Consider the following 12,962-nt stretch of genomic DNA (forward strand, 5'->3'; position numbering starts at 1 on the left):
GACGGCGGAGTGTGGCGGCCGTCGCAGCCTGTACGCGCTGCGCGAACACGACCTTGGCCGGGCACCGGGGCGCCGGAACGCCATCTCCTCCTGCCACCACGGTTCCTGGCGGACCGTGGCACCCGGTCGCAGGCGGCGGAGCTGCTGCGATGCAGGCTACCGGTGCTCGGGACGGGGCTTATGCTCCAACCCAGCAGAGGATTATGCTACGCGGACCTCGGACATCGCCTCGATCGGGCGTTCGACGAGGGGTGGCCGCCACGGGAACCGGCACGCATGAACCGCCGGGCCCCGGGGCACGTCCTCATCAACACAAGCAGAATCCTCAGAGAAGAAAAGCCACGAGCGGGAACGAAATCGACCTGGTTGGATGTTGACCCTGGTACGACAGCTCGTCGAGCTAGAGAAGAGGCGACGTGACTACTGTTCTGACCCCTGCGAGCCCGCTCACCGCGGCTGACCGCTGCGACCGTTGCGGCGCCCAGGCCTACCTGCGCGTTGTCCTCGCCAGCGGCGGAGAACTGCTCTTCTGTGCCCACCACGGCCGGAAGTTCGAGCCCGAGCTCAAGAAGATCTCGGTGGAGATACAGGACGAGACGGGTCGTCTGAGCACGACGCCCGCCACGGCCAACGACGACGAGCGCTGACCGCAGCACTCGCGCGACGAGCCAAGTCGGCACGGGCCGACGGGCCGGACGGCAGGTCGATCGACCTGCCGTCCGGCCCTTTTCCGTCCCGACCCTCGCCATCCGTGAGCGGGTGCACACGGACTGACACCGCGTCGGACGGTGAGCGTCAGAGCACGGAGCGCACATCGTCGCTCACCGCGGCCACCCGGGTGTAGACGCCGGGGTGGGCCGCCTCCGCGCAGCCCGTCCCCCAGGACACCAGCCCCGCCAGCCGGCCGGCGACCACCAGCGGCCCGCCGCTGTCGCCCTGGCAGGCGTCCCGCCCGCCCTGCTCGGCGCCGGCGCAGACCATGACCCGCGCGTCGTACGGGCTGTCCCCACCCGCAGGGTAGGCGCGCGAACACACCTCGTCGGCGATCACCGGCACGTCGACCGACCGCAGGATCGGCGAGTAACTGCCGTTCCCCCGGGTGTCGCCCCAGCCGTAGACCGTCGCCGGAGTGCCCGCCGCGTACGGCCCGGTCTCCCCCTGGCCGACCATGCCGATCACCGGGCGACCGGACTGCGCCTCGGCGAGCGTGAGCACCGCCACGTCCCGCAGGTTGTGGCCGAAGTCGTACCCGGGGTCGATCCACACACTGCGCACCGTCACCTCCCGTCCGTCGCGGGTGCGCAGATCGTCACGGCCGATCACGGCCTGCAGGCCGGGCCGGTCGGCGCGGCGGCCGGTGCGCTCGTCGTAGAAGCAGTGCGCGGCGGTGACCACCTTGGTCGCGGAGACCAGCACGCCCCCGCAGAACTGCCCGGAGCGGGTGGTGCCGAACTGCTGGCGGCTGGCGATCGCGACCATCCACGGGTGGTCGGCGGTGGAGGAGGTCGATCCGCCGACGATCCTGCGCTGCGCGTGGGCGGGCCCGGCGGTGCCGAGCACGACCAGCGAGGCCGGCAGTGAGGCCAGCAGCGCCGCGGCCAGCGCCCGCCGTGCGCGCCCGCGGCCGGCACCGACGGCTGCGGGCGCCGGGCCCGGGCTGCTGCGGGGGGCGAGGGATCGGGGCCGGAAGGCGGAGGCGTCCAGGGAAGGCACTGGGTCTCCAAGCGTGGTCGACGACAGACAACCGCCACAGCGTAGTCGAGCGGTTACCTTACGTGTCGTCATGTGGCGCACCGCCACCCGTACGAGCGATCACGGGAGCCGGGCGGCGGAAGAGAAGTGACCTCGTGGCGGCGGCTGCGGAAACGCCGAAGGGGCCCGGAGCGTCTGCTCCGGGCCCCTTCGGGCTCGCCGGGTCTCCGGGGGTTCCCCCGGGGATCAGTCGAGGTAGTCGCGCAGGACCTGCGAACGCGACGGGTGCCGCAGCTTCGACATGGTCTTGGACTCGATCTGGCGGATGCGCTCACGGGTCACCCCGTAGACCTTGCCGATCTCGTCCAGCGTCTTCGGCTGACCGTCCGTCAGGCCGAAGCGCATCGAGACGACGCCGGCCTCGCGCTCGGACAGGGTGTCGAGCACCGAGTGCAGCTGCTCCTGCAGCAGGGTGAAGGAGACCGCGTCGGCCGGGACGACCGCCTCGGAGTCCTCGATCAGGTCACCGAACTCGCTGTCGCCGTCCTCGCCGAGCGGGGTGTGCAGCGAGATGGGCTCGCGGCCGTACTTCTGGACCTCGATGACCTTCTCGGGGGTCATGTCGAGCTCCTTGGCCAGCTCCTCCGGGGTGGGCTCGCGGCCCAGGTCCTGGAGCATCTGGCGCTGGACGCGGGCCAGCTTGTTGATGACCTCGACCATGTGCACCGGGATGCGGATGGTGCGGGCCTGGTCGGCCATGGCGCGGGTGATCGCCTGGCGGATCCACCAGGTGGCGTAGGTCGAGAACTTGTAGCCCTTGGTGTAGTCGAACTTCTCGACCGCACGGATCAGACCGAGGTTGCCCTCCTGGATGAGGTCCAGGAAGAGCATGCCGCGGCCGGTGTAGCGCTTGGCCAGCGAGACCACCAGGCGGAGGTTGGCCTCCAGCAGGTGGTTCTTGGCGCGGCGGCCGTCCTCGGCGATGATCTCCAGCTCGCGCTTGAGCTTGGGGGCGAGCTTGTCGGCCTGGCTCAGCTTGTCCTCGGCGAACAGGCCGGCCTCGATGCGCTTGGCGAGCTCGACCTCCTGCTCGGCGTTGAGCAGCGGGACCTTGCCGATCTGCTTGAGGTAGTCCTTGACCGGGTCGGCGGTGGCACCGGCGACGGCGACCTGCTGGGCCGGCGCGTCGTCCTCGTCGTCGTCGGAGAGGACGAAGCCCTCCGACTCCTCCTCCGGGGTGTCGGAACCCTCGGCGGCCTTGTCGCCGGGGAGCGCCACGTCCTCGAGCAGCTCCTCCTCGCCGCCGAGCAGCTCCTCGTCGCCCTTCTTGGTGGCGGCGGTCTTCTTGGCGGCGGTCTTCTTCGCGGGCGCGGCGGTCTTCTTCGCGGCGGCCTTCTTGGCGGGCGCGGCCTTCTTGGCGGCCGCCGCCTTGGCCGCGACGACCTCGGAGGAGGAGGCCTCGACCACGCTGATCTCGGCGGCGACGGAGGCGACCACGGCCGGGGCGGCCACGGGGGCGGCCGGCGTCGCAGCCGGTGCGATGCGCACCGGCGGCTTCGTCGGGGCGGCCGGGGTACGGGTGGTGACCGTCTTGGTCGCGGTGCGCTTGGTGGTGCTCTTGGCCGCGACGCTCTTGCGCTTGGAGCCGGCCGGTTCGGCCGCACTGACCATGAGGTCCACTCCTTCCTCAATCAGCACCTGGTTGAGGCTGCGCATGACGTTCTTCCACTTGGTGACCGGGATCTGGTCCGCCTCGAAGGCCTGACGCACGTCGTCACCGGCGATCTGCCCCTGGGCCTTGCCCCGCTCGATGAGCGCGAGCAGTGCTGCGGACTCGGCGATCTCGGGGGGGAGGGAACGGGATGTGCTGGCCGACACGAACAACCTCTCGGACGATGAGTGGACTCGAACCCGTACCCGGCCGTACGAGAGAACCGGAGACGATCACGCACGCTCACGTGCGGGGTCGACTCCGACCGGCTCGGACTGGTGGACGAGGACTGGGTTTGCGGGACGGCAGCAGCGCCGCAGACCAACACAGCATTCTGACATGGTGGTGGTATTCCGGAGCTGCTTCCGCTCCGTACACATCGCTGCCACCCCTCCAGTGTTACGCATCCCGTTCGTGGCGCGGGTCACACCACCGGCGGAACCGCCTCCGGGCCCCTCCACTGCCCGCCGGCACGGCCCCCCGAAGCCTTGGGGGACGGGCCGCGGGGCCGCGGAAGGGCCGTGGTGCAGGGGCCGAACGGCGGTCGGCCGGACGGGCGCGGCACCTGCGCCGGGCGGGGTCCGGTGCCGGCGCCCGGAGCGGGGTCCGATCCGCTCCTCGCGCCGGGTGCCGCGGCTCGCGCCGGTACCGGCGGCCCGGGCTCACGGCCCGGCGCAGGTGCCGGCGGCCTGGGCGGGTTCCGACGGCGCCGGATGCGGGACGCCGGGGTGTCGGTGCTCACGTCGAGTACCGGGTCGGCGCCGGGTGGGGTCCGGCGCTCGCGCACGGTGGTCGCCCTGCCCGGATCAGTGTTCGCGCGGTGCCGGGACGGCGTGCTCGATGTCCGGGTGCACGGTGAGCAGCGCCCGGATCGCCGTCTCCGCCGCGGTGCCGTCCCCGGTGCCGAGGGCGTCGACCAGGCGGGCGTGCAGGCTGATCGCCGCGTCCGAGGGCCGCTCGCAGGTCGAGCCGGGACCGCCGGACACCTGGAGGGCGCAGGAGACGATGCCGGAGAGGTGCTCCAGCATGCGGTTCCCCGCCATCTGCAGGACCAGACCGTGCAGTTCGGCGTCGGCCCGGGAGTAGCCGACCGTGTCGCCCTGGGCGGCGGCGTGGGCCATGACCTCGGTCAGTTCGACCAGGCGGTGCTGGACGTCCTCACGGCCGTGGCCGGCGGCGAGGCGGGCGGCCAGCGGCTCGATCGCCCAGCGCAGCTCGAACAGCTCGCGGCGCTGCTCGTCGCGCTGCGGGCCGAAGGCGCGCCACTCGATGATGTCGGGGTCGAGGAGGTTCCAGTCGGCGACCGGGCGGACCCGGGTGCCGACGTTGGGCCGGGCGCTGACCAGTCCCTTGGCCTCCAGGACCCGCAGGGACTCGCGGACGACGGTGCGGGAGACCTCGAAGCGCTGGCCGATCTCCTCCGGCACGAGAGGGCGGTCGGCGCCGAGGTCGCCGGAGACGATCATCTGGCCGAGCTGCTGGACGAGCTGGCCGTGCAGGCCGCGGCCGCGGCTGCTGGTGGTCTTGCGGCCGACCCGGGCGAGCTCGGACTCGGCGCCCTCCCAGCGGGGGGCGGGCGGGACGGGCCGTTCGGCGTAGGGGAAGCGGTCGAGGTCGGCGGCGGCCATCGGGTCGGCCGAACGGGCAGTGGTCATGGCGGGGTGCGCAAGGGTACTCACACGTCCTTTGTCGGCGATCACCCCACGCGGCTTGAGGATTCTCGTGAAAAGCACACGAAAGGGTGATCGTCTGCGGCTGGATCATTGACTTCTTATCAGGCAGAGCCTCCCAATTCGACCGCTCGAACATCACGCGGAGCACTTTCCATTGACGCTGGGTGACGAACGCCGAGGTCGGCGCCCCTTCCGGCTGTCCCGTCCCTCGGGGCCCGTCCCGTCCCTCCGGCCCGTCTTCCTTCCGGCCTGTCAGAGCGCCCGGCGCCGGAACTGGACGGCGACCGCACCGAGCAGGCCCAGAGCGGGCGGGGCCAGCACCATCGCCAGCAGCACCGGCACCGGCAGGTGCACGGCCTCGGCGGCCACCCGCCCGTCACCGAGCCGCAGCCGCTCCAGCGCGTTCTCGAACGGCAGCAGGTCCTGCACCTCCCTGACGGCCGGCAGCGCGGCGACCCCGTCCGGGTCGGTCCTGCGCAGCAGCAGCCCGGCGAGGGGCTCCCCCAGGACGGCCAGGGCGGTGAGCAGGGCCAGGCCCGCTGCGGCGTTCCGCACCAGGCAGGTGGCGAGCAGGCCCGCCCAACCGGACAGCACCACCAGGACGGCGAACAGCGCCAGCGGCCGCACCGCCCCGGCCTGCGCACCGGGATCGAGCAGTTCCCGGGCGTCGGTCCCCGGGGGCAGGGCCAGGGCGAACACCGACCCGTTCAGCAGGGCCGTCGCCGCGGACAGCGCGAGGCACACCGCGCCGACCACCAGCAGCTTGGCGGTGAGCAGCCCGAGCCGGCGCGGCAGCGCGACCCGGGAAGCGGGCAGGCCCGGGTGGCTCACCTCGTGCGCGTAGGACAGCGCGCCGAGGACACCCGCCCCGAGCGCCGCGACCGGCGACGGCAGCACCGGAACCACCGCGGTGACCGCCCGCACTGCATCGGCCGGGGACGGGCCCGGCTGCTGCCGGGCCATCACGACGGCCACCGCGGCACCGGACAGCAGGACGACCGCAGCCGTCAGCCAGGTCGACCGCACACTGCGGAGCCTGCGGACCTCGTACGCCAGGGCCTTCACGGTGCCTCGCTGCGGTGGCGGTCGGGCCCGGACACCGGGCGGTCGGACGGGAAGGGGCCGGGCGTCGACGGCGGCAGGGGCGCGGGCCCGGGGGCGGGCGCATCCGCGGGCGCTTCCGCGGGTGTGGGCGCCGGTGCGGGCGCGGGCGCCGGCCCGGCGACGGGCACGGGCCGGCCGGAGGGAGGCGGTTCGGTGCCGGGGAACGACGCCGTGACCGGTCCGCCCCTGGTCGGCAGGGCGCCGCGCGCGGGTACGGCGGGCTGGGGCAGCGAGGCTCGGCGAAGCCGGACGGTCTGGCCGGAGCGGCCGGAACCGGCGGGGAGGGTCGGTGCGGGCAACGGCCGTCCTGTCGTCCGGTCGGCGAGTTCGTGGAGCAGGATGCCGTGGCGGTGGGCGAGTTCGCCGATCTCGGCGCGGGCCACGCCGCCGACCGCGATGCCCGAGCCGCCGTCCGCGCGGACGCGGGCGCCCTGGGCGAGCAGCAGGTCCGCGAGGCGCCCCATCTGCGGGCCGCGGACGACCACTTCGGGGCAGAGGCGGGTGCCGTGGAACTCCGCCGCGCCCTGGTCGGCGACCTGCCGGCCGCGGACGAGGGTGATCACGCGATCGGCCAGGGCCGCCTCCTGCGGGGCCCTGGTGGTGAGCAGCACGGTGCCGCCGGAGGCCGCGAAGGAGCGCAGGAAGGACTGGAACCACTCGGTGCTGCGCGGGGACAGGCCGGCGGTGGGCTCGTCCAGCAGGAGGGCCCGGGGTTCGCCGAGCAGGGCTGCGGCGAGGGCGAGGCGGCGGTTCATCCCGGGGGAGAAGGTGCGCAGCCGGTGGGTGGCGACCCCGGCGAGGCGGGTCTGCTCCAGCAGGTCGTCGGCGCGGCGGGCGGGCGCCCCGATGGCGGCGGCGAGCATCCGCAGGTGGTCGGCGGCCCGCAGGCCGGGGTGGCCGAGGCCCCACGCGCCGGTCTCGAGCACCACGCCGACGGTGTGCTCCGGGCGGCGGAGCCTGCGGTAGGTGCGGCCGTCGAAGAGGGCGGCACCGCGGCCGCGTTCGAGTTCGACCATCAGTCGGACGGCCGTGCTCTTGCCCGCGCCCTCGTCGCCGAGGAGGGCGGTGAGCGTGCCGGGGCGGGTGTCGAAGGTGAGGTCGAGCAGCGCCGGCGGGCCGCCCCGCCGGTGGACCTTGGTCAAGCCGGTGATCTGGATCATCGCTGCCTGCTGCTCCCATGCCTCGGCCGACCGGGTGGGCCGCGGGCCCGCGGAGCGTGGTGCTCCGGCGTGCCCGCGCCAGCACCCTAGGACTCGGCGGGGGAGATTCCGGGCATTGCGGCGGCCGACAGGGAGCGCTGCCCGTCTACCTCACTCGATCAGGGGACGTAACGGAACAGTTGACTGACCGTCGGGCAGCCGGTCGCCCCGGTCCGGGGCCGGGCCCGCGTGCTGCGGCCGGGCGCGTGCCGGCCCGGCGGCAGCGGCGGGTCAGGCCTCCGGGCGGAGCATCGGCGGGTTGAGGACGGTCGCCCCGCCCGCGGTGAAGAGCTGGGCGGGGCGACCGCCCTGGCGGGTCGTCGTTCCGCCGGACGGCAGCAGGAAGCCCGGGGTGCCGGTGACCTTGCGGTGGAAGTTCCTCGGGTCGAGGACCACGCCCCACACCGCCTCGTAGACCCGGCGCAGCTCGCCGACGGTGAACTCGGGCGGGCAGAAGGCCGTGGCCAGCGAGGAGTACTCGATCTTGGAGCGGGCGCGTTCCACGCCGTCGCCGAGGATCCGGCCGTGGTCGAAGGCGAGCGGGACGCCGTCGGCGGGCCTGTCGTCGAGCAGATCGCGGACGGGGGCCCAGCGGGCACTGCTGGCGTCGCCGCCGGGGCGCGGGGTGGGCAGGTCGGGGGCGAGTACCAGGTGGGCGACGCTGACCACGCGCATGCGCGGGTCGCGCTGCGGGTGGCCGTACGTGGCGAGTTGCTCCAGGTGGACGCCGGCCGCGGACTGGCCGGGTGCGGAGTGCGCACGCAGCCCGGTCTCCTCGGCGAGTTCGCGGGACGCCGCCTCGCCCAGGCCCTCGTCCGGGCGCACGAAGCCGCCGGGCAGGGCCCAGTACCCCTGGAAGGGCGGCTCGCCCCGTCGGACCAGCAGCGCGCACAGCTCGTGGTCCCGGACCGTCAGTACCACCAGGTCGACGGTGACGGCGAACGGGGGGAAGGCCGACGGGTCATAGCGCGACATGACGACGATCATAGTCGTCTTTCTGACGATAAACACAGAGTACCGGGAGGCCGGCCCGACCGGATGCTCCCGAACGGACGGCCCGGGCGGGCGGGGCGGGTGGAGCGGCCCGGATAGGCGGGGCGGGCGGGGCGGAGCCGACGTGCCGCGAGTGCCCCGGCCGGTGCTGTGCGCGGGCGGGTGCCCCGGGAGGCCCTCGGCGGGGCACCCCCGGGGTGACGCCTCGGGGGAACGGGTCAGCCCGCGCCGAGCTGCAGCTGCGGCGAAGCCTCCTCCACGACGGCCACGCCGATCCGGCTGACCCGGACCGAGAACGGCTCCTCCGCCACCCGCAGTCCGGTCAGCTGGAGTTCGCCCAACGGCGTGCTGGCGGCCGGGCGGACGACCACCCGCCCGCCCGGCACGTCCGGGCGGACGCCGGCCATGGAAAGGACGAGATGGACCCCGGCCGCCGCCGACAGGGCGGCGGGCCGGCACGCAGCCGGGTGCGGCACCGGCGGGCATCCGGTCACCCGCTGCTCCCCCGCGTACATCTCCGGCAGTCTGCCGTCGAAGTGCTCGGCGGCACCCAGCAGGCCCTCCAGCAGCAGCCCCGCCTCCCGCTCCAGGCCGCTGTCGGCGAGGCCGGCCACGGCCAGCGCCGTCTCGTGCACCCGGACGGCGCCGCTGCGGTGGCCGAGCGGATTGAACCGCGGCGACTTGCCGCCGAGTGTCCGCAGGCCCCAGCCGCAGTCCAGCTCAGGAGCGGTCAGGCGCTGGGCGAGGAGCCGGGTCTGCTCCCGGTCGAGCAGGCCCTCGTGCAGCTCGCCGTCCCGGGAGAGGCCGACGTCGAGCAGGTGCACGAAGGAGGACGCCACCGCGGGGACCGTCCGCCCGCCGCCGAGCAGTGCGGCGGCGGGACGCCCGCCCGACAGGTCGTCGATCCAGAACCGCTCCCGGAAACGCTCCCGGAGCGCCGCGGCCCAGCTGCGCCACTCGGCCGCTCCCGGCCGGGCGAAGGCCGCGAGCAGCTCGGCGCCGTGCAGCGCCGCCCGGTAGGCCTGCGCCTGCACCTCGCAGCGGGCCGCGGCCGAGCGGGTGGACCTGTCCTCGGGCGAGCGGCTGAGGTCGACGACGAACCCCTCGGGTCCGTCCGGCCCTTCGGCGACCGAGCTGCGCAGGGCGGCCAGGGCGCGCTCGACGGCCGGCAGCAGCTCTATCACCTCGTGCCGAGGCAGGCCCCAACGCCAGGCCTCGGCCAGCACGGTGACGAACAGCAGGGTGGCCTCCGTGGCGGTGCAGGAGGGCGGCAGCTCGGGGCCGCCGTGTCGCATCGGGCCGGGGACGAGCCCGTCCGGGAGCTGCCCGGCCGCTCCGGCCGCACCTGCCGGGCCGGTGGCTCCGGGCGGCCGACCGGTGTGCTGACGGCGTGCCAGGGCACGGAGGGTGCCGGCCGCGAGGCGGGTGCCGAGCGGCAGCGTCCAGCGGGCCGCCCACAGGGCGTCGGCCGGGGTGAGGCCGAACCGCCACGGCGCGCCGGAGGCCGTGTACAGGTCGGTCGGACGGTCGGCGTCGGCGAGGAGCAGGGCACCCAGTGCGTCGAGGGAGCTCGGCACCAGGCGCTCGGCCCGGGCGTCGTCGCAGCGCACCTCGGGCTCGGCCCAGGGCAGCGGGACGCCCTGGCCGCGGCCGGTGGGCGGCCGGCTGCCGGCCGGGGCGCTCTCCAGTTCGCTGCGCAGTTCGACGGACCAGCGGGCGCCGGGCTGCACCTCGAGGTCCCAGCGGAGCACACCCGCGCCGGCCAGTACGGCGTGCGGGGAGGGCCGCGCGGAGACGGTGGCGCTGCGGCCGGCGCCCGACCAGCGCAGGCCGGACGACTGGACCTGGCTCGGCAGGTCGGCGGCGCGCTGGCCGGCCGCGATGTCTCCCAGCAGGCCGAGGTCGGTGCCGAGGGTGATCTCCAACGGCAGGCGGGCCGGGCGGCCGCCCGCGTTGCGGACGGTGACCGTCTCCGTGCCGTCGGCGTGGCGCAGGCGTTCGACGGTGAGTGCCGGGTCGGGGTCCGGGTCGCCGGGGATGCGGACGCTGCCGACGAAGCGGGCCTCGGCGGCGGAGGTGAGGGCGCCCTGGAGGGGCATCGGCTCGATGCCGCCGAGGCGCAGCTCCATCCGTGCCAGGGTGCGCATGCCGGACCGGTAGAAGCCCTGGAGCCCCTGCCCGCGGAGCTGCCCGTCGATGCCGGACGCGGCCATCGCCGGGGCTGCCACGCAGAACAGCATGTCGTGGGCGGTCGCGGTCTGGGGCCGCGGCGGCGCAGGCGGTCTCGACTGGGCGGGCCCGGCGGGCGGCACCGGCACGCCGTACGGCGGGGTCGGTGTCAGCGGGACGCCGTAGGGCGGGATGGTGGTCGGCGGACCGGCGGGCGGCGGACCGGCGGGCGGCGCGCCGGCCGGTGCTCGGCCCGGACGCGGCCCCGCTGCACCCCCGGGCGGGGCGCCCGTGGGCGGTGCCGCCGGTTGCGGGGGTGCGAAGGGTGTTGGCGGCGCCGCCGGTGCCGGAGGTGCGGACGGCACCGGGGGGACCGCGGGCCCCTGGCGGACCGGCGGCACGGGGGGTGCCGGAGGTCCGGAGGGCGGCGGCACCGGCCCGGTGGGCGGTGCGGCGGGCGCGGGCGGCGGCGGTGTGGTCGCCGACGGTGCCGGTGCGCCCGGCTGTGGTGGCCTGGAGACGGTCACCGATCTCTCCTCCCCTCGGTCGGCCGGCTGCTGCTGGGCCGGTCGACCGCGAGCGTGCTCGTTCGCGGTCTGTGCTGCTCTGCCGGTGGGGCAGGTGTGCTGCTCTGCCGGTGGGGCAGGTCGATCGGTGGGGGCAGGCGGTCCGTCCACGCACCGCACGGCCGGTACCGGCCGTTGCTCCGCGCTGCCCGTCCGGCCCGGCCGGTGTCGGCATGCGCGCACCGGTGGTGCGGTGCACGTCGGCTCGGTGCAGGGCCTGCGGGCGGGCGGTGCCGCCCGGCCCCGTTGGGTGAACGTCCTGCATGTGCCGCAGGTCACGCCGCCCCGTACGGCGGCAGTGGCGCGCCGGCCCGGCGCGACCGCCCGGCCGACCCCGTCACCCCCGTCGACGCTGCCCGCCCCGGCCGCCGGAAGCGGCTCGGCCACCTCGGTGGCCCTCCCCCACCGGCTCCCGTCCGCCGCCAGGATACGGTGCGGATCGGCGGCGCTCGTACCCGGAACATGGTCGACGCGCGTCGCACCGCGCCTGCGACCAGCACGTACCGAGGAGCTGCATGTCCACCGTCGGCCGACTGCCCGGAATCGTCACCACGGACCACGTCTTCCGGGTGCCGCTCGACCACCAGCGGCCGGAGGGCGAACGGATCGAGGTGTACGCCCGCGAGGTCGTGGCCTCCGGCCGGGAGCACGACGACCTGCCCTGGCTGCTGTACCTGCAGGGCGGCCCGGGCGGCAAGGCCGGCCGACCGCTGGGGCGCGACGACTGGCTGAACCGGGCCCTGGACGACTACCGGGTGCTGCTGCTGGACCAGCGCGGCACGGGACGGTCGACCCCGGCCAACCGGCAGACGCTGGCCCGCCGCGGCGGGCCGGCCGAGCAGGCCGAGTACCTGGCGCACTTCCGTGCCGACTCGATCGTCCGGGACGCCGAGCTGATCCGCCGTCTGCTGCTCGGCGACCAGGGCAGGTGGAGCCTCCTCGGCCAGAGCTTCGGCGGCTTCTGCACCCTGACGTACCTGTCGCTGGCGCCCGAGAGGCTCCGTGAGGCGTTCGTCACCGGCGGGCTCGCGGGGCTGCGCGCCTCGGCGGACGACGTCTACCGCGCGGCGTACCCACGGGTGGCTGCGAAGAACGCGGCGCACTACGCCCGTCACCCGCAGGACGTGGCCGCCGTCCGCAGGATCGCGGCGCACCTGGCGAAGCGGCCGGCGGCGCTGCCGGACGGCGGGCTGCTGACCGTGCAGGCCTTCCAGGCCCTGGGCCTGATGCTCGGTGCCGGGAGCGGCTCGGGGGCCCTCCACTACCTGTTGGAGGAGGCCTGGGTCGAGGGCGTCGACGGGCCGGAGCTGTCCGACACCTTCCTCGCCGGGGCGCAGGCGCAGCTGTCCTTCGCGCAGAACCCGCTGTACGCGGTGCTGCACGAGTCGATCTACGGCCAGCGCTCGGTGGACCCGGCGGGCACGGCCTGGGCCGCCGAGCGTGTCCGCAAGGAGTTCCCCGCCTTCGACGCCGAGGCCGCGCTCGGCTCGGACGCTCCGGTGCTGTTCACCGGGGAGATGATCTACCCCTGGATGTTCGAGACCGACCCGGCGCTCCGGCCGCTGCGCGAGACGGCGCAGCTGCTCGCGGAGCGCCGCGACTGGCCCGACCTGTACTCCCCCGAGCGGCTGGCGGCCAACGAGGTGCCGGTGTTCGCGGCCGTCTACTTCGACGACATGTACGTGGACACCGCCGACTCGCTGGAGACCGCGCGGGCCGTGCGCAACCTGCGGTTCTGGCTGACCAACGAGTGGGAGCACGACGCGCTGCGGGTGAGCGGCCGGGTGGTGCTCGACCGTCTGATCCGGATGGCCCGCGGCGAGGTGTAGCGGCGGGCACCGGACCCGGACCCTCT

9 protein-coding genes are annotated in these 12,962 nt (G+C 75.0%); 2 read left to right on the forward strand and 7 right to left on the reverse strand.

What is annotated here, in order from left to right; all coding sequences use genetic code 11:
• Nucleotides 1-416 precede the first annotated feature (416 nt).
• Nucleotides 417-647 (forward strand): hypothetical protein, encoded by a 231-nt coding sequence (locus AB0M03_RS11180; protein ID WP_363490867.1) that lies wholly within the window; start codon nucleotides 417-419, stop codon nucleotides 645-647.
• 148 nt (nucleotides 648-795) lie between these two features.
• On the opposite strand, the gene AB0M03_RS11185 is transcribed toward AB0M03_RS11180, so the two are convergent.
• The 7 genes from AB0M03_RS11185 to AB0M03_RS11215 form a co-directional block, all read right to left on the reverse strand.
• On the reverse strand, nucleotides 796-1,713 hold the full coding sequence (locus AB0M03_RS11185) for a serine protease (RefSeq protein ID WP_363490869.1): 918 nt from the start codon (nucleotides 1,711-1,713) through the stop codon (nucleotides 796-798).
• Between the two features lie 225 nt (nucleotides 1,714-1,938).
• Nucleotides 1,939-3,576: an RNA polymerase sigma factor gene (locus AB0M03_RS11190; protein WP_363490871.1), complete on the reverse strand. Its 1,638-nt coding sequence runs from the start codon at nucleotides 3,574-3,576 to the stop codon at nucleotides 1,939-1,941.
• 633 nt (nucleotides 3,577-4,209) lie between these two features.
• Complete coding sequence (locus tag AB0M03_RS11195; RefSeq protein WP_363490873.1) at nucleotides 4,210-5,136, reverse strand: FCD domain-containing protein; 927 nt, start codon at nucleotides 5,134-5,136, stop codon at nucleotides 4,210-4,212.
• 192 nt (nucleotides 5,137-5,328) lie between these two features.
• Entirely contained in the window at nucleotides 5,329-6,141 is an 813-nt protein-coding gene (locus AB0M03_RS11200) for a hypothetical protein (protein WP_363490875.1), read from the reverse strand.
• Nucleotides 6,138-7,340, reverse strand: coding sequence for an ATP-binding cassette domain-containing protein (locus tag AB0M03_RS11205; protein ID WP_363490877.1), 1,203 nt, complete (start codon nucleotides 7,338-7,340; stop codon nucleotides 6,138-6,140). The genes AB0M03_RS11200 and AB0M03_RS11205 overlap by 4 nt, the downstream gene beginning before the upstream one ends.
• 270 nt (nucleotides 7,341-7,610) lie before the next feature.
• Nucleotides 7,611-8,354, reverse strand: coding sequence for an NUDIX domain-containing protein (locus tag AB0M03_RS11210; RefSeq protein ID WP_363490879.1), 744 nt, complete (start codon nucleotides 8,352-8,354; stop codon nucleotides 7,611-7,613).
• 236 nt (nucleotides 8,355-8,590) lie between these two features.
• On the reverse strand, nucleotides 8,591-10,600 hold the full coding sequence (locus tag AB0M03_RS11215; RefSeq protein ID WP_363490881.1) for a glycogen debranching N-terminal domain-containing protein: 2,010 nt from the start codon (nucleotides 10,598-10,600) through the stop codon (nucleotides 8,591-8,593).
• A 1,022-nt stretch (nucleotides 10,601-11,622) separates the two neighbouring features.
• Between AB0M03_RS11215 and AB0M03_RS11220 the strand changes: the two genes are divergently transcribed.
• Nucleotides 11,623-12,936, forward strand: coding sequence for an alpha/beta fold hydrolase (locus AB0M03_RS11220; protein ID WP_363490883.1), 1,314 nt, complete (start codon nucleotides 11,623-11,625; stop codon nucleotides 12,934-12,936).
• The last annotated feature ends 26 nt before the right edge of the window (nucleotides 12,937-12,962 follow it).

The sequence above is a fragment of the Kitasatospora sp. NPDC051914 genome, assembly GCF_040680995.1.
Lineage (GTDB): Bacteria > Actinomycetota > Actinomycetes > Streptomycetales > Streptomycetaceae > Kitasatospora.